This window comes from Pseudomonas brassicacearum subsp. neoaurantiaca, assembly GCF_013608025.1.
Lineage (GTDB): Bacteria > Pseudomonadota > Gammaproteobacteria > Pseudomonadales > Pseudomonadaceae > Aquipseudomonas.
Genome location: NZ_VDLV01000064.1, coordinates 25,169 through 40,204, shown reverse-complemented (window position 1 = coordinate 40,204; position 15,036 = coordinate 25,169). Strand labels below are relative to the sequence as shown.

Sequence of the window (15,036 nt, the reverse complement as noted above, 5' to 3'; positions counted from 1 at the left end):
TTCGTTCGACATGCTGCATTTGTCCCGCCTCACCTCGCTGGCCCTGACGATCGCCCTCGTGATCGGCGCGCCCCTGGCTTTCGCCGCCGAGCCGGCCCCGTCGGCACCCGCCGCCACGGCCGCGACCACCAAGGCCCCGCTGCCGCTGGACGAACTGCGCACCTTTGCCGAGGTCATGGACCGGATCAAAGCCGCGTACGTCGAACCGGTAGACGACAAGGTGCTGCTGGAGAACGCCATCAAGGGCATGCTCAGCAACCTTGACCCGCACTCTGCCTATCTGGGGCCGGACGACTTTGCCGAGCTGCAGGAAAGCACCAGCGGCGAGTTCGGCGGCTTGGGTATCGAGGTTGGCAGCGAAGACGGCTTCGTCAAGGTCGTCTCGCCCATCGACGACACGCCTGCTTCCAAGGCCGGCATCCAGGCCGGTGACTTCATCGTCAAGATCAACGGCCAACCAACCCGCGGCCAGAGCATGACCGAAGCCGTGGACAAGATGCGCGGCAAGATCGGCCAGAAGATCACCCTGACCCTGGTACGCGACGGCGGTACGCCATTCGACGTGACGCTCACGCGGGCGGTCATCCAGGTCAAGAGCGTGAAGAGCCAACTGCTGGAATCGGGCTACGGTTACATCCGCATCACCCAGTTCCAAGTCAAGACTGGCGAAGAAGTCGCCAAGGCCCTGGCCAAGCTACGCAAGGACAACGGCAAGAAACTCAACGGCCTGGTCCTGGACCTGCGTAACAACCCCGGCGGAGTGTTGCAGTCAGCTGTGGAAGTGGTCGACCACTTCATCACCAAGGGCCTGATCGTCTACACCAAGGGCCGAATTGCCAACTCCGAACTGCGCTTTTCGGCTACGGGCAATGACCTGAGCGAAGCCGTTCCGCTGGTCGTGCTGATCAATGGCGGCAGCGCCTCGGCCTCGGAAATCGTCGCCGGCGCCCTGCAGGATCAGAAACGCGGCGTGGTCATGGGCACCACCAGTTTCGGCAAGGGCTCGGTGCAGACCGTGTTGCCACTGAACAACGACCGCGCCCTGAAGATCACCACCGCGCTGTACTTCACGCCTAATGGCCGCTCCATCCAGGCCCAGGGCATCGTCCCGGACATTGAAGTGCGCAAGGCCAAGATTACCAGTGAGGCGGACAGCGAATACTTCAAGGAGGCCGACCTGCAGGGCCACCTGGGCAATGGCAACGGCGGCGCCGACAAACCGACCGGTTCCGGCACCAAGGCCAAGCCGATGCCGCAGGATGACGACTATCAGTTGGCCCAGGCCTTGAGCCTGCTCAAAGGATTGAACATCACGTCCGGCCGCTGAGATGGGCCTGCGTTGCATCTTCATCCTGCTGTGCCTGCTGGCGGGGGCCGTTGACGCGGCCCCCGCCACGCCCCCCTCGCCGCACAAGGCTTACCTGAGCCTGATCATCGATGACCTGGGACAAAACCTGCCCCGGGATCGCCGAGTACTGGCCCTCCCCGGCCCCGTGACCGCGGCAATCATGCCCGACACCCCCCACGCCGCCGAATTCGCCCGCGAAGCCCATCGCGCCGGCAAGCTGGTCATGCTGCACATGCCCATGGACCCGGCCACCGGACCGTTCGCGTGGCATCCGGAACTGTCCATCGAAGAACTGGGCAAGCGCCTCGACGCCGCGTTTGCCGCCGTGCCCTACACCAGTGGCATCAACAACCACATGGGCAGCCGCATGACCGCCCAGCCCCAAGCCATGGCGTGGTTGATGGCGAATCTTCAGCAGCGGCACAAGTTTTTCGTCGACAGCCGCACCAGCGCCCAGACCGTAGCTGCCGCCGAAGCCCAGAAGATCGGCCTCGCCAGTGTGTCGCGGGATGTTTTCCTGGATGACGAGCGCACCGAAGCCGCCATCGCCCATCAGCTCCAGACCGCCATCGACCTGGCCCGCCGACAAGGCTCGGCCGTGATGATCGGTCATCCCTACCCGCAGACCCTGGCGGTGCTCGAACGCGAACTGCCCAAGCTCAAGGCCCAGGGCATCGACTGGATCGACATCAAGTCGATGATCAGCCTGCGCAGCAATCGGGCGATGGCCGGGCATGGGAAGGATGGGGTTTATCGGTAGCAGCCCATCGCGAGCAAGCTGACTCCCACAGGGGATCTGTGGCGGGCACCGCATCTGTGAACACCCGGTTGACCTTGTGGGAGCGAGCTTGCTCGCGAAGGGGCCAGCACACCCAATATCTCTACAAGCTGATCCACCGCTTTCGCGAGCAAGCTCGCTCCCACAGGGGACCTGAGGTGGGCACCGCATCTGTGAACGCCCTGGCAACCTTGTGGGAGCGAGCTTGCTCCGGGCGGCGATCCGACGATGGCGGCCGCACGGCGAGTGAAACCCTTACAGATACCGCGCCATGATCGCGTCCACCGCGCCTTCCTTGCGCAACTCATCCAGGGCCTTTTGCAACCGAGCGACAACATCGTCGGGTACGTCCTTGTTCAAGGCCAGGTACAGCTCGGCACTGTTGAAGCGCAGCACCGTCTTGAGATCGTTCACCCCTTCCTGACGCGCCAGGTAACGCCCAGCCGGGTCGCCGGTAGCCCACAGGTCAATCTGGCCATTGACCAGTTTCCTGGCGTTGTCCTGATCGCGTAACACGACAATCGGCTTGAGCCCTTGCTTGGCCAACGTCTCGGCGATTGCGTCACCTTTGTAGGCACCGATCTTGTACTGGCGCGCCTGCGCCAACGAATCGAGGGCAATCTTGCTATCAGCCTTGGCGAGCATCACCCAGTCGTCTGGCCCGATGGGACCGACCCATTTGAAGAGTTTTTCACGCTCCGGCAACCGCGCCATCACGAACACACCGTAACCCGGTTTTTCCAACGCGAGTTTGTAGATTCGCTCCCACGGAAAACGCAGTGTCAGGCTGTAGGTAATGTCGGCGCGCTTGAAAATCTCTCGGACGATGTCCACGGCAATGCCGTGGATGTTTTCGTCCTGGGCGAAGTTCTTGCCGTTCTTGGCCATGTTGTACGGGGGGAAGTTTTCCGTCAGCAACACCAGCGATGTTTCAGCGGCGCGGACAGTGCCGGCGAGCAGCAACGTGGCACCGGCAAAGGCAAGTACGAGGCGTTTGAGCATGTCGGGCTACCGCAATCCATGGTGTGCTCAAGAGTGCCTTGGGCCCGCCATGGTGTCCAGCAGTCAGCGAATGCAGATGCCGCGATGAGCCATGTAGGCCTTGGCTTCCGGCACGGTGTATTCGCCGAAGTGGAAAATGCTCGCCGCCAGCACCGCGCTGGCATGGCCTTCGAGAATGCCATCGGCCAGATGCTGCAGGTTACCGACGCCGCCGGAAGCAATGACGGGAATGCCCAAGGCATCGCTGATGGCGCGCGTGACGCCGAGGTCGAAGCCGTTTTTCATGCCGTCCTGATCCATGCTGGTCAGCAGGATTTCACCGGCACCCAGGCCTTCCATCTTCTTTGCCCACTCGACAGCGTCCAGGCCCGTAGGCTTGCGTCCGCCGTGGGTGAAGATTTCCCAACGCGGGGTTTCGCCCGGGCCGGAGACTTTCTTCGCATCGATGGCCACGACGATGCACTGCGAGCCGAAGTGCTGGGCCGCTTCACCGACGAACTCAGGGTTGAACACCGCCGCAGTGTTGATCGACACCTTGTCCGCGCCGGCATTGAGCAGGTTGCGGATGTCCTGCACGGTGCGCACGCCACCGCCCACGGTCAGCGGGATAAACACCTGGCTGGCCATGCGCTCGACGGTATGCAGCGTGGTGTCGCGGCCATCGACGCTGGCCGTGATATCCAGGAAGGTAATCTCGTCGGCACCCTGCTCGTCGTAGCGACGGGCGATTTCCACCGGGTCGCCGGCGTCACGGATGTTCTCGAACTTGACCCCTTTGACCACACGGCCGTTGTCCACGTCGAGGCAAGGGATGATGCGTTTGGCCAGCGCCATGGTGAGTCCTCAGCCTTTATAGGAATCGCAGAAGGCCTGGGCCTCGGCGACGTCCAGGGTGCCTTCGTAGATCGCGCGACCGGTGATCGCACCGATGATGCCCGGCGCCTTGGCGTCGAGCAGTGCCTTGATGTCACCCAGGTTGTGGATGCCGCCGGAGGCGATCACAGGAATCTTCGTCGCTGCGGCCAGGGCCGCGGTGAACGGCACGTTACAGCCCTGCATCATGCCGTCTTTGGCGATGTCGGTATAAACGATCGAGGACACGCCGTCAGCTTCAAACTGCTTGGCCAGATCGATGACTTGCACGGTGCTGATTTCAGCCCAGCCATCGGTGGCGACGAAACCGTCCTTGGCATCCAGGCCAACGATGATCTTGCCTGGGAACGCGCGACAGGCTTCGGCAACGAAAGCCGGGTCTTTCACAGCCTTGGTGCCGATGATCACGTAGCTCACGCCAGCCTTGACGTAGTGCTCGATGGTTTCCAGCGAGCGAATGCCGCCGCCGATCTGGATCGGCAGGTTCGGATAGCGCTTGGCGATGGCCGTGACCACCTCACCGTTGACCGGCTGCCCTTCGAAGGCGCCGTTCAGGTCGACCAGATGCAAGCGACGGCAGCCGCCCTCCACCCACTTGGCGGCCATACTCACCGGGTCATCGGAAAACACCGTGGAGTCTTCCATGCGGCCCTGACGCAGACGTACGCAAGCGCCGTCCTTGAGATCGATAGCGGGGATAATCAGCATCTGGCAAACCTTCAAATACGAATATTCAGCTTGGCTCGAAAATCAGTTTTTCTCGAGCGCCCACAAGTCGCTTTCAATGCTTTCGAACCTTTCTTTAAGGTGCGTCTGCACATCGAAAATCGCCCTGTTGTAATAGTGCGGAGCAATTTCGCGGGTAAACAGGTCAAGAATTTCCGCCGCTTCGAACGAACCCAGGTCCAGTTCGAAGCGCTCCTCCATGAACCGCTGGATCTTGCGGTTCGCTTCACTTTCCTGTTCAGGCGTGAGGGTGAGGATCGGCGGTTTCTTGCGGGCCATTACCAGCGACCGTCCCACGCCGCGAAGTTCTGCAGCAACTGCAGGCCATGGGTATGGCTCTTCTCCGGGTGGAACTGCACGGCGAAGCGCGAGCCATCGGCCAGGGCCGCGGCAAAATCGACGCCATAGTGACCGCTGCCCACCACCTGCCGCGCATTACCGGCGGCGATGTAGTAGCTGTGCACGAAATAGAAGCGCGCCAGGTCCGGGATGTTGTGCCACAGCGGATGGTCGACCGTCTGCTTCACTTCGTTCCAGCCCATGTGCGGAACTTTCAAGTGCTCGCCGTCTTCGTGCAGGTCCTTGCCGAAAAACTTCACCTGGCCGGGGAACATGGAAATGCAATCGACACCGTCGTTTTCTTCACTGCGATCGAGCAAGGCTTGCATGCCCACGCAGATACCGAGGAACGGACGGTCCTGGCTGACTTCGTGCACCAGCTTGTCGAAACCCAGGCGACGAATCTCGGCCATGCAATCGCGAATCGCGCCAACGCCGGGGAATACCACCCGGTCGGCTTCGCGAATCACGTCGGCATCGCTGGTGATCAGCACCTTGCCGGCACCCACGTGCTCGAGGGCCTTGGCCACCGAGTGCAGGTTGCCCATGCCGTAGTCGATAACCGCAACCGTCTGCATTACAGCACGCCCTTGGTGGAAGGCATCTGGCCGGCCATGCGGTCATCGAGCTCGACGGCCATGCGCAGCGCGCGGCCGAAAGCCTTGAACACGGTTTCGATCTGGTGATGGGTGTTGTGCCCGCGCAGGTTGTCGATGTGCAGGGTCACGTTGGCGTGATTGACGAAGCCCTGGAAGAATTCCTGGAACAGGTCGACGTCGAAGCCGCCGACGGTAGCGCGGGTGTAGGGCACATGCATCTGCAAGCCAGGGCGGCCGGAGAAATCGATGACCACGCGCGACAGCGCTTCATCGAGCGGCACGTAGGCATGGCCGTAGCGACGGATGCCCTTCTTGTCGCCGATGGCTTTGGTAAAGGCCTGGCCCAGGGTGATCCCGACGTCTTCCACCGTGTGGTGGTCGTCGATATGCAGGTCGCCCTTGCTGACGATATCCAGGTCGATCAGCCCGTGACGGGCGATCTGGTCCAGCATGTGCTCAAGAAAAGGCACGCCGATATCAAACCGGGCCTTTCCGGTGCCATCCAGGTTGATCGAGGCTTTGATCTGGGTTTCCAGAGTGTCGCGCTCGACAGACGCCTTACGTTCGGCCATCACCAGCTCCGCAAAATCATTGGGCGAAAAAGGCAGCCATTATAGGGGCGCGAGCGGCAAACAGAAACAAAAGAGGTGACATCACTGACGGGCTGAAACCCGTGTGGTCGGGGATAGACATGTGCATACAAGCGTTTGCCCTCACCCATAACGACTGTGGGAGCGAGCCTGCTCGCGAAAGCGATGTACCAGCCGACATTGATGTCTCTGATAAACCGCCTTCGCGAGCAAGCCCGCTCCCACAGGGTTGACCCGTCTCCGATGGATTCGGGCCTATCCACATTGTCGCTTAGTGGAACAACACTGCCGTCTTCTGCAGGGTCACCCACACGCCCCACGCTAACGGAATGCCCACTACCAGCCAGGCGGCGATCGCCAGGGGCTTGGTGCCCGGTGCGGCTTTCCACTCCAGCGAAGTGGTGCTGTCGGCGCCCTTGTCATGGCCCAGCGCCTGCTCGGCGGCCAGTTCGGCGTCGGTCATGAAGTATTTGTCGGCGACCGGACGGACCATCAGGTTGCAAAGGAAGCCCAGCACCAGGAGCCCGGCCAGGATGTACAAGGTGATGTCATAGGCCGCGGCGCGCTCAACGCCGATGCTCAGCTGATATTCACGCAGGTAGTTCACCAGCACCGGACCCAGCACGCCTGCTGCCGCCCAAGCAGTCAACAGACGACCGTGGATTGCGCCAACCATTTGCGTACCGAACAGGTCCGCCAGGTAGGCCGGCACAGTGGCAAAGCCGCCGCCGTACATCGACAGGATGATGCAGAACGCCGCCACGAACAGCGCGACGCTGCCCAGGTGACCGAGGTTCGGGATCAGCGAGTACAGGGCAACACCCAGGGCGAAGAACACGAAGTAGGTATTTTTGCGGCCCAGGTAGTCCGAGAAGGACGCCCAGAAGAACCGGCCACCGATGTTGAACAGGCTCAACAGGCCCGTGAAACCGGCCGCGATCGCAGCGATCTGACCCAGTTGCGCAGCGTCCAGCTGACCAAAAGGAAGGTCGTTGCCGAGCAATTTGCCACCGAACACTTCCTGCAACAGTGGCGAAGCCATGCCGAGGATGCCGATACCGGCCGATACGTTCAGGCACAGCACCAGCCAGACCAGACGGAATTGCGGAGTTTTCCAGGCAACGTTCACATGAACGTGGCGATGAGTGATCATCGCGTTCGCGGCTTTTTTCGGTGCCGGGGCCCAGCCTTCAGGCTTCCAGCCGGTTGGCGGGACGCGGTACGACAGGGCGCCACCGATCATGAACACGAAATAGATCGCAGCCATCACCAGGAAGCTCTGCCATACACCCACCTCGGTCGGCGAAGCGAAATGGCTCATCAACGCGGCAGCCAGTGGAGCCCCTACCATCGCGCCGCCACCGAAGCCCATGATTGCCATGCCGGTCGCCATGCCGCGCTTGTCCGGGAACCACTTGATCAGCGTGGACACTGGCGAGATATAGCCCAGGCCCAGGCCGATACCACCGATCACACCAGAGCCGACCCACATCAGCCAGATCTGGTGGGTATAGATGCCCAGCGCGGAAATCAACAGGCCGCCACACCAGCACAGGGCCGAGACAACGCCAGCCTTGCGCGGACCGGCATGTTCCAGCCAGCCGCCCCAGATCGCTGCCGAGCAACCCAGGAAGATGAAGAACAGGGTGTAGATCCAGCCGAGCATCGAGATCGGCCAGTCACATTGGGACGAAAAGACTTGCGAGATGAAACTCATGTCCGGTGCACAGGCCACAGGCTTGGTGATACCCAAGGCCTTGGACAGTGGCAACCAGAACACCGAGAAGCCATAGGCCATGCCGATGCAGAGGTGGATGGCCAGCGCGGCCGGTGGAACCAGCCAACGGTTGAAGCCGGGCTTGGCAATAATGCGTTCCTTGGAGAGGAACGCAGGCTGGTCGGCGACGCCGCCGGCCGTAATGCTTGTGCTCATTGTGTATCCCCCAGTTATTAGAATGGTTCGCCAGCCACACTTCACCCTCAGCCTTCATTGCACGCAGGCATGACTGTATTTTGCAGTGAAGCTCCATTTTAGTGCGACATCACGTCGCAGAAGGACGGACGAACTGACAAAGGTTACCATTTGCTCGTGACAGAAAAACCAAAGTGCTATCACCTTTTTCCTGTCATTCGTCTTATCGCGCCTCTGCCCGCTTTCTGTAGGGGGCCATGCGTTTATTTTTCAGGAATTTCCATGCCCATCGTTGTCGAGCACCTGGAACAAGCCACTCATCAGGACCAGCAGGACCTGCAGAAAATCTATCGGGACGCCCCGGCCTGGCTGTTCGCGCCGTTCAGCGACGCCACGCAACTGATCGCAGGATGCCTGGAGGAAGGTTCGTTGATCGCGGCACGTTTCAATGATCGCCTGCTCGGTGCCGCACGGCTGCAACGGCACCAGAACGCCTGGCGCTTGTCCCACCTATGCGTACGAAATATCACGCGCCGCCGGGGCGTGGCTGAGCGGTTGGTGAGCGAGGCCCGGAGGATGGCCCAGCAAGATAATGCCGAGCTTCGGCTTCAGGCGCCTGCCGGGCATCTGGAAGCCCAGGCACTGGCGGCGAAATTGAAGTTGCCGCTGGATATTTGCTAGCACACCTGTGGCGAGGGAGCTTGCTCCCGCTGGGAGCGCAGCTCCCCACAACTGAATCCACCGGGTATACCGATTCGCCTGGTTTGGGGCCGCTTCGCAGCCCAGCGGGAGCAAGCTCCCTCGGCACGGGACCGCGTCTGGCCGGTTAACGGCAGGTCGAAAAATCGATCACCCAACGCTCCACCAACCCGGGACGTTATACTCCCAGGCAAAACTTGAACTCAACCTACAAGGATTCGCCCATGAAAGCGTTCGGCAAAATCCTGGGTCTGGTACTTCTCGGGCTGTTGCTGATCATTGTGGCCCTGGGCTTTGCCCTGACCCACCTCTTCGATCCCAACGACTACAAGGAAGAAATTCGCCAGATAGCCCGCGACAAAGCCCACATCGAGCTGACGCTCAATGGGGATATTGGCTGGAGTCTGTTCCCGTGGCTGGGCCTGGAACTGCACGAAGCCAGCGTCGCCACCCTGGCCAATCCGACGCAGCCTTTCGCCGATCTGCAGATGCTCGGCCTGTCGGTGCGGGTCATGCCGTTGCTGCGCCGCGAAGTGCAGATGAGCGATGTCCGAGTCGAAGGCCTGAACCTGCGCCTCAACCGTGACAAGAACGGCCACGGCAACTGGCAGGACATCGGCAAAGCGCCCGCATCCGCATCGACCAAGGGCGCGCCGACGCCGGTCGAGCAGCCCGCCCCACCGGCCAACGCACCGGCAGAAAAACCCGCGCAGCCTACGCGCCTGGACATCGACAGCCTGACCGTCAACAACGCCCGGGTCGAGTACACCGACGAACAGACCGGCAAGCAGTTCACCGCCGAAAGTATCCAGCTGAGCACCGGACCGGTCCATGACTCGACCAACATTCCGGTCACCCTCACGGCGTTCCTGTCGAGCAATCAGCCCGCCGTGCGCGTGCGCACCGAGATGACGGGTGAGCTGCGCTTCGAACGCGCCGTGCAGCGCTACCGATTCGAAGACCTGAAGTTGTCCGGCGAAGCCACTGGCGATCCGCTGCAAGGCAAGACAGTCAGCTTCGCAGCCCAAGGCCAATTGTCCCTGGACCGCGCGGCAAACGTCGCGGAATGGACCGGCATCAAGCTTTCCCTCAACCAGTTGCGCGCGTTGGGCGAGCTGAAAGTCAACGATCTCGACAAGACGCCGCAACTGAACGGCGGCATTTCGATCGCCCAGTTCGACCTCGCGAGTTTCGTCGACAGTGTCGGCCAGAAACTCCCGGCCATGGCGCAAGGCAGCCTGACCAAGGTCGAACTGGCGAGCCGCGTTGCAGCCACGCCGACCAGCGTCGAATTCAACGACATCAATCTCAAGCTGGATGACAGCAACTTCAGCGGCCGTATCGCCGTGGAGGACTTCGCCAAACAGTCGCTTCGCGCGCAACTCAAGGCCGACACCTTCAATGTCGATCGCTACTTGCCACCCAAGTCCGCCGAAGCCGACAGCGCCAAGGCAGCCCGTGAAGCGGAAGTCAGCAACACCGAGGCCAGCGCCATGGCCGGCGCTGGCAGCACACCACTGCCCAACGCCCCGACCCAGGGCGCCTGGAGCAATGACCGGTTGTTCCCGGTGGAGCGCCTGAGCAAGCTGGATATCGATGCCGACCTGACCTTCGGCCAACTAACCCTCGACAAGCTGCCAATCCAGAATGCCGCCCTCAAGGCCACCGGCCAAGGCGGCCTCCTGACCCTGGAGAATCTGCGGGGCGACCTGTACAGCGGCAACTTCGAGGCCAAGGGCACGCTGGACGTTCGTCAGCCCACGCCACAAGTGGGCCTGCAAACCAAGATCAACCGGGTGCCAGCTGAAAAGATCATCGAAAGCCAGGGCAAGAGTCCACCCGTCAAGGGATTGGTCACGCTCAACAGCGCAGTGACCGCCAGTGGCAACAGCCAGAAGGCCCTGATCGACAGTCTCAACGGCAACGCCGGATTCGTCATCAACGACGGCGTGCTGCTCAACGCCAACCTTGAGCAGCAGTTGTGCAAAGGCATCGCCACGCTGAACCGCAAGACGCTCAGCGGCGAACCGCGAGGCAAGGACACGCCGTTCCGACAGCTCAACGGTAACCTCACGTTCAACAACGGTGTTGCCAGCAACCCGGACCTGAAAGTGCGCATCCCCGGCATGACCGTCAACGGCAATGGCGACATCGACTTGCGCGTGCTGGGCATGGACTACCGCGTCGGAGTCATCGTCGAAGGCGACAAGAGCGACATGCCCGACCCGGCCTGCCAGGTCAACGAACGCTACGTCGATGTAGAGTGGCCGTTGCGCTGCCGTGGCCCACTGGAGCTGGGAGCGAAGGCGTGCCGCCTGGACAACGACGGGCTGGGCAAGGTCGCGGCGAAACTGGCCGGCGACCGTCTCGGCGACAAGATCGACGAGAAGCTGGGCGACAAGGTCAGTCCTGAGCTGAAAGACGCGCTCAAGGGGCTGTTCAAGCGATGACATCCGAGCAGTTTTCCACCGCCGTACTGGATTGGTTCGACCGTCACGGACGCCATGACCTGCCTTGGCAACAAGGCATCACCCCCTATCGGGTGTGGGTCTCGGAGATCATGCTGCAGCAGACCCAGGTCAGCACCGTGCTCGGTTATTTCGATCGCTTCATGGCCGCGCTGCCCACCGTCGAAGCCCTCGCCACCGCGCCGGAGGATGAAGTGCTGCACCTGTGGACCGGACTGGGTTACTACACTCGCGCGCGCAACCTGCAGAAAACCGCGAAAATCGTTGTCGAGCAATACGGCGGCGAATTCCCCCGGGACGTTGAGAAACTCACCGAACTGCCGGGAATCGGCCTATCCACCGCCGGCGCCATCGCCAGCATCAGCATGGGCCTGCGGGCGCCGATCCTCGACGGCAACGTCAAACGGGTGCTGGCGCGCTTCACCGCCCAGGAAGGCTACCCGGGCGAACCCAAGGTTGCGAAACAGCTGTGGGCGACCGCCGAGCGCTTCACGCCACAGGATCGCGTCAACGCCTACACCCAAGCGATGATGGACCTGGGCGCCACACTCTGCACCCGCAGCAAGCCCAGTTGCCTGCTCTGCCCGCTGAAGCAAGGCTGCGAAGCGCACATGCTGGGCCTGGAGACCCGTTATCCGATTCCCAAGCCGCGCAAGGAAGTGCCTAAAAAGCGCACGTTGATGCCAATGCTGGCCAACCACGAGGGTGCGATCCTGCTTTACCGCCGCCCTTCCACGGGATTATGGGGCGGACTGTGGAGCCTGCCGGAACTCGACGATCTCGGCGACCTCCAGCACCTGGCCCTGCAACACTCGCTGGAACTGGGCAGCCAGCAGGCAATGCCGAGCCTGATACATACTTTCAGCCATTTCCAGTTGGCAATCGAACCCTGGCTGGTCCGGGTCCGGGAAACCGGCCATCACGTGGCCGAGGCCGACTGGCTCTGGTATAACCTCGCCACCCCGCCGCGCCTGGGCCTCGCCGCCCCGGTCAAGACGTTGCTTGAACGCGCGGCCGCCGTATTGAACGCAGGAGAGTTGCAATGACCCGCACCATCATGTGCCGCAAGTACAAAGAACAATTGGAAGGCCTGGAGCGCGCACCATTCCCCGGCGCCAAGGGCCAGGACATCTACGACAACGTTTCTGCCAAGGCCTGGGGCGACTGGCAGAAACACCAGACCCTGCTGATCAATGAAAAACGCCTGAACATGATGAACGCCGAGGACCGCAAGTACCTTCAAGGCGAGATGGAAAAGTTCTTTTCCGGCGAAGAATACGCCAAGGCGGAAGGCTACGTGCCGCCGTCCGAATAAGCCGTCCAGCGCGGGGGCGAATCGTAAGCGACGGTAATAATTAAATATTTTTTGATAACTCGCTTGACGCCCCCCTGAAAAACCCGTTTAATGCGCCCCGTTGCCCAGATAGCTCAGTCGGTAGAGCAGGGGATTGAAAATCCCCGTGTCGGCGGTTCGATTCCGTCTCTGGGCACCAAATACCGAAAACCCCGATCAAGAAATTGATCGGGGTTTTTTATTGCCTGTGATTTTCTTCCTGTGGCCGGGCGACTCAGCTACATTCGTCCGCTCCCCTCCTCGCAAGCGAGTCGACATGGATATCACCGGCATCCCCTTCGGCACCACCGATTGGTCAACCATCGAGCCCACCGAACATAAAGGCATTACCGGAACCGCCTATTGGCGCACGCAGCAGTTCGGGAACATCCGGGTACGGATGGTGGAGTACACGGCGGGTTATCTGGCCGATCATTGGTGCACCAAGGGCCACATCCTGTTTTGCCTCAAGGGTGAGTTGAACACCGAGCTCGACGATGGCCGGCAATTTCTACTCAAGCCAGGCATGAGCTACCAAGTGGCCGACCAGGCGGAACCCCATCGCTCCTCGACTGCACCTGGGGCCACGCTCTTCATAGTGGATTGAGATTCGAAGCGCTCGCGCTGAAGCTGTAGGATAAGCGGCCTTATTCATCAGGAATCCGACCATGTCATCGGCGAACAAGCAGCAGAAACGCAACCAGCGCGCCAAGGCGAAAGCCAAGAAGAACCGCATCCAGCGAGCTGCTGCGCCGAACGACTTCCTGGACCCGAACGATGAACGCATCGATCTGGAAACCGTGGACTTGTCGGATTTGTTCCAAATCATGAGCGCCGCCGAAAAGGTCAGTCAGCAGGCAATGTGCGAAGCATTCCTGGCGCACCCACTGCTGGCGCTGGTGCTGGAACAGGAAGGTGAAGAAGAAGCGACCGACTTCATCATTACCGCATTGATCGAATACCGTCGTCTGACCACCGGAGTCGACGAACAGGCCGCACTGGACTGGGTGGAAAGCAAGCAATTCCAGGCCGATTACGTGGCTGCGTCCCAGGCGATTGCGCAAGGCCAGGACTGATCATCACGCCGCCAGCGCTTTCGCAATGAGGGCGCTGAAGGTGGATGACAATCTCTAAGGATCATTTCCCACACGCCGGGTTAACCGATCTCAGGTCGCGTCAAAACCGTCCTGCACGAATCCGCGTCTTTTCCACCCAAGCAATCAGCCGCGTCCGGCATCATCGAAACTTGCTCTGGAGCATCCTTCTGGTCCGCCCCCTCCTCTCAACGGCTGGACACTTCGATGACCTCGTCACTGCCTCAAGAAGACCCGCAGCTTGCCCCTTTAATCAACGAACTCGGCGAACTGATTCGCCAGGCACGCCAGAAAGTCCTGCGTGCCGTGGACACCCTCCAGGTCCAGACCTGCTGGCAGATCGGCCGGCACATCATCGAATTCGAGCAAGGAGGAGCCGAACGAGCGGTCTACGGAGCAAAGTTGCTGCCTTCGTTGGCGAAGGTGCTGACGGCGCGGTTTGGGAAAGGTTTCGATGAGCGCAATCTGCGGCACATGCGGGACTTTTATCAAAAATTCCCAATTTGGAACGCAGTGCGTACCGAATTGAGTTGGACTCATTACCGGACGCTTCTGCGCATAGAACGCGACAGCACTCGCCATTGGTACATGAACGAAACCGCCACCCAAAACTGGTCCACCCGCGCCCTGGAACGCCAGATTGGCACCTTCTATTACGAGCGCCTCCTGGCAAGCCGCGACCGGCGTGCGGTGGAGCAGGAAGCAATCACCAATATAGGGAAACTGGATTTTGGCCCCAGGGACATCGTCAGGGATCCGGTGGTCCTGGAATTCCTCGGCGTACCCAATGCCGGCATGCTTCAAGAAACCGATCTGGAACAAGCCTTGATCGATCAACTGCAGGGCTTTCTTCTGGAGCTTGGCAAAGGTTTCGCCTTCGTTGCCCGTCAACAGCGCATCAGTACCGAAAGCAAGGACTTCTATCTCGACCTGGTTTTCTACAACTACGTGCTCAAGTGCTTCGTCATCGTCGACCTCAAACGTGGCGAGCTCACCCACCAGGACATTGGCCAGATGGACATGTATGTCCGGCTTTACGATGACCTCAGGCGCGGCTCCGACGACAAACCCACCGTTGGCATCATTCTTTGTGCCCAGAAGGATGAGTCGGTGGTGCGCTATTCCGTGCTGCAGGGAAACGAGCAACTATTTGCCAGCCAGTACCAAACAGTGCTCCCCACCGAAGAAGAACTGCGCCAGGCGCTGGATCGCGAACGGGTGCGATTGGTGCAAGGACCATCGGATGCGGCGACCTGAAAAATCAGAACGATGCCG

General features: G+C 60.9%; 16 protein-coding genes and 1 tRNA gene. 10 read left to right on the top strand and 7 right to left on the bottom strand.

The features are described from left to right. Positions 1–10: 10 nt before the first annotated feature. Positions 11–1,327, top strand: a complete 1,317-nt coding sequence (locus FHK92_RS26505) for a S41 family peptidase (protein WP_181290735.1) — start codon at positions 11–13, stop codon at positions 1,325–1,327. Position 1,328: 1 nt separating this feature from the next. Beyond that, positions 1,329–2,108: a divergent polysaccharide deacetylase family protein gene (locus tag FHK92_RS26500; RefSeq protein WP_181290734.1), complete on the top strand. Its 780-nt coding sequence runs from the start codon at positions 1,329–1,331 to the stop codon at positions 2,106–2,108. A 273-nt stretch (positions 2,109–2,381) separates the two neighbouring features. Here FHK92_RS26500 and FHK92_RS26495 read toward each other — a convergent pair whose 3' ends face one another. The 7 genes from FHK92_RS26495 to FHK92_RS26465 all read right to left on the bottom strand — a co-directional run bounded on the left by FHK92_RS26495 (position 2,382) and on the right by FHK92_RS26465 (position 8,188). Continuing rightward, on the bottom strand, positions 2,382–3,128 hold the full coding sequence (locus FHK92_RS26495) for a substrate-binding periplasmic protein (RefSeq protein ID WP_181290733.1): 747 nt from the start codon (positions 3,126–3,128) through the stop codon (positions 2,382–2,384). A gap of 63 nt (positions 3,129–3,191) precedes the next feature. Continuing rightward, the gene (gene hisF, locus FHK92_RS26490; RefSeq protein ID WP_003196830.1) at positions 3,192–3,962 is read right to left on the bottom strand and encodes an imidazole glycerol phosphate synthase subunit HisF; all 771 of its coding nucleotides are present in this window, start codon (positions 3,960–3,962) and stop codon (positions 3,192–3,194) included. Between the two features lie 9 nt (positions 3,963–3,971). Beyond that, the gene (hisA, locus tag FHK92_RS26485; RefSeq protein ID WP_181290732.1) at positions 3,972–4,709 is read right to left on the bottom strand and encodes a 1-(5-phosphoribosyl)-5-[(5-phosphoribosylamino)methylideneamino]imidazole-4-carboxamide isomerase; all 738 of its coding nucleotides are present in this window, start codon (positions 4,707–4,709) and stop codon (positions 3,972–3,974) included. A gap of 42 nt (positions 4,710–4,751) precedes the next feature. Then, the gene (locus tag FHK92_RS26480; protein WP_003186749.1) at positions 4,752–5,006 is read right to left on the bottom strand and encodes a DUF2164 domain-containing protein; all 255 of its coding nucleotides are present in this window, start codon (positions 5,004–5,006) and stop codon (positions 4,752–4,754) included. Then, positions 5,006–5,644 carry an imidazole glycerol phosphate synthase subunit HisH gene (hisH, locus tag FHK92_RS26475; RefSeq protein ID WP_181290731.1) on the bottom strand — a complete coding sequence of 213 codons (639 nt, stop codon included), beginning with the start codon at positions 5,642–5,644 and terminating at the stop codon, positions 5,006–5,008. Before hisH ends, FHK92_RS26480 begins: the two co-directional genes overlap by 1 nt. Beyond that, a complete protein-coding gene (hisB, locus tag FHK92_RS26470) occupies positions 5,644–6,237 on the bottom strand; it encodes an imidazoleglycerol-phosphate dehydratase HisB (protein ID WP_003186751.1) in 594 nt (197 codons plus the stop codon). Before hisB ends, hisH begins: the two co-directional genes overlap by 1 nt. Before the next feature lie 289 nt (positions 6,238–6,526). Then, complete coding sequence (locus FHK92_RS26465) at positions 6,527–8,188, bottom strand: OFA family MFS transporter (RefSeq protein WP_181290730.1); 1,662 nt, start codon at positions 8,186–8,188, stop codon at positions 6,527–6,529. A gap of 261 nt (positions 8,189–8,449) precedes the next feature. Here FHK92_RS26465 and panM point away from each other — a divergent pair, with 261 nt between their 5' ends. The 8 genes from panM (at position 8,450) to FHK92_RS26425 (ending at position 15,018) form a co-directional block, all read left to right on the top strand. Beyond that, a complete protein-coding gene (panM, locus tag FHK92_RS26460) occupies positions 8,450–8,848 on the top strand; it encodes an aspartate 1-decarboxylase autocleavage activator PanM (RefSeq protein ID WP_181290729.1) in 399 nt (132 codons plus the stop codon). A gap of 242 nt (positions 8,849–9,090) precedes the next feature. Next, positions 9,091–11,316, top strand: a complete 2,226-nt coding sequence (locus tag FHK92_RS26455; RefSeq protein ID WP_181290728.1) for an AsmA family protein — start codon at positions 9,091–9,093, stop codon at positions 11,314–11,316. After that, positions 11,313–12,380: an A/G-specific adenine glycosylase gene (mutY, locus tag FHK92_RS26450; protein WP_181290727.1), complete on the top strand. Its 1,068-nt coding sequence runs from the start codon at positions 11,313–11,315 to the stop codon at positions 12,378–12,380. The genes FHK92_RS26455 and mutY overlap by 4 nt, the downstream gene beginning before the upstream one ends. Next, positions 12,377–12,649 (top strand): oxidative damage protection protein, encoded by a 273-nt coding sequence (locus tag FHK92_RS26445; protein WP_030141485.1) that lies wholly within the window; start codon positions 12,377–12,379, stop codon positions 12,647–12,649. The genes mutY and FHK92_RS26445 overlap by 4 nt, the downstream gene beginning before the upstream one ends. 102 nt (positions 12,650–12,751) lie before the next feature. Further along, a tRNA-Phe gene (locus FHK92_RS26440) sits at positions 12,752–12,827 on the top strand. 117 nt (positions 12,828–12,944) lie between these two features. Next, positions 12,945–13,274, top strand: a complete 330-nt coding sequence (locus tag FHK92_RS26435) for a DHCW motif cupin fold protein (protein WP_181290726.1) — start codon at positions 12,945–12,947, stop codon at positions 13,272–13,274. Between the two features lie 61 nt (positions 13,275–13,335). Beyond that, the gene (locus tag FHK92_RS26430; protein WP_181290725.1) at positions 13,336–13,743 is read left to right on the top strand and encodes a hypothetical protein; all 408 of its coding nucleotides are present in this window, start codon (positions 13,336–13,338) and stop codon (positions 13,741–13,743) included. Between the two features lie 225 nt (positions 13,744–13,968). After that, on the top strand, positions 13,969–15,018 hold the full coding sequence (locus tag FHK92_RS26425) for a PDDEXK nuclease domain-containing protein (protein ID WP_181290724.1): 1,050 nt from the start codon (positions 13,969–13,971) through the stop codon (positions 15,016–15,018). Positions 15,019–15,036 lie beyond the last annotated feature (18 nt).

Bases quoted from the DNA above. Each gene is read 5' to 3' on its own strand.
- FHK92_RS26495 (WP_181290733.1), bottom strand. From the start codon at position 3,128: ATGCTCAAACGCCTCGTACTTGCCTTTGCCGGTGCCACGTTGCTGCTC.
- mutY (WP_181290727.1), top strand. From the start codon at position 11,313: ATGACATCCGAGCAGTTTTCCACCGCCGTACTGGATTGGTTCGACCGT.
- FHK92_RS26455 (WP_181290728.1), top strand. From the start codon at position 9,091: ATGAAAGCGTTCGGCAAAATCCTGGGTCTGGTACTTCTCGGGCTGTTG.
- FHK92_RS26435 (WP_181290726.1), top strand. From the start codon at position 12,945: ATGGATATCACCGGCATCCCCTTCGGCACCACCGATTGGTCAACCATC.
- FHK92_RS26465 (WP_181290730.1), bottom strand. From the start codon at position 8,188: ATGAGCACAAGCATTACGGCCGGCGGCGTCGCCGACCAGCCTGCGTTC.
- FHK92_RS26430 (WP_181290725.1), top strand. From the start codon at position 13,336: ATGTCATCGGCGAACAAGCAGCAGAAACGCAACCAGCGCGCCAAGGCG.
- FHK92_RS26445 (WP_030141485.1), top strand. From the start codon at position 12,377: ATGACCCGCACCATCATGTGCCGCAAGTACAAAGAACAATTGGAAGGC.
- FHK92_RS26480 (WP_003186749.1), bottom strand. From the start codon at position 5,006: ATGGCCCGCAAGAAACCGCCGATCCTCACCCTCACGCCTGAACAGGAA.
- hisH (WP_181290731.1), bottom strand. From the start codon at position 5,644: ATGCAGACGGTTGCGGTTATCGACTACGGCATGGGCAACCTGCACTCG.
- panM (WP_181290729.1), top strand. From the start codon at position 8,450: ATGCCCATCGTTGTCGAGCACCTGGAACAAGCCACTCATCAGGACCAG.
- hisB (WP_003186751.1), bottom strand. From the start codon at position 6,237: ATGGCCGAACGTAAGGCGTCTGTCGAGCGCGACACTCTGGAAACCCAG.
- FHK92_RS26425 (WP_181290724.1), top strand. From the start codon at position 13,969: ATGACCTCGTCACTGCCTCAAGAAGACCCGCAGCTTGCCCCTTTAATC.
- hisF (WP_003196830.1), bottom strand. From the start codon at position 3,962: ATGGCGCTGGCCAAACGCATCATCCCTTGCCTCGACGTGGACAACGGC.
- FHK92_RS26505 (WP_181290735.1), top strand. From the start codon at position 11: ATGCTGCATTTGTCCCGCCTCACCTCGCTGGCCCTGACGATCGCCCTC.
- hisA (WP_181290732.1), bottom strand. From the start codon at position 4,709: ATGCTGATTATCCCCGCTATCGATCTCAAGGACGGCGCTTGCGTACGT.
- FHK92_RS26500 (WP_181290734.1), top strand. From the start codon at position 1,329: ATGGGCCTGCGTTGCATCTTCATCCTGCTGTGCCTGCTGGCGGGGGCC.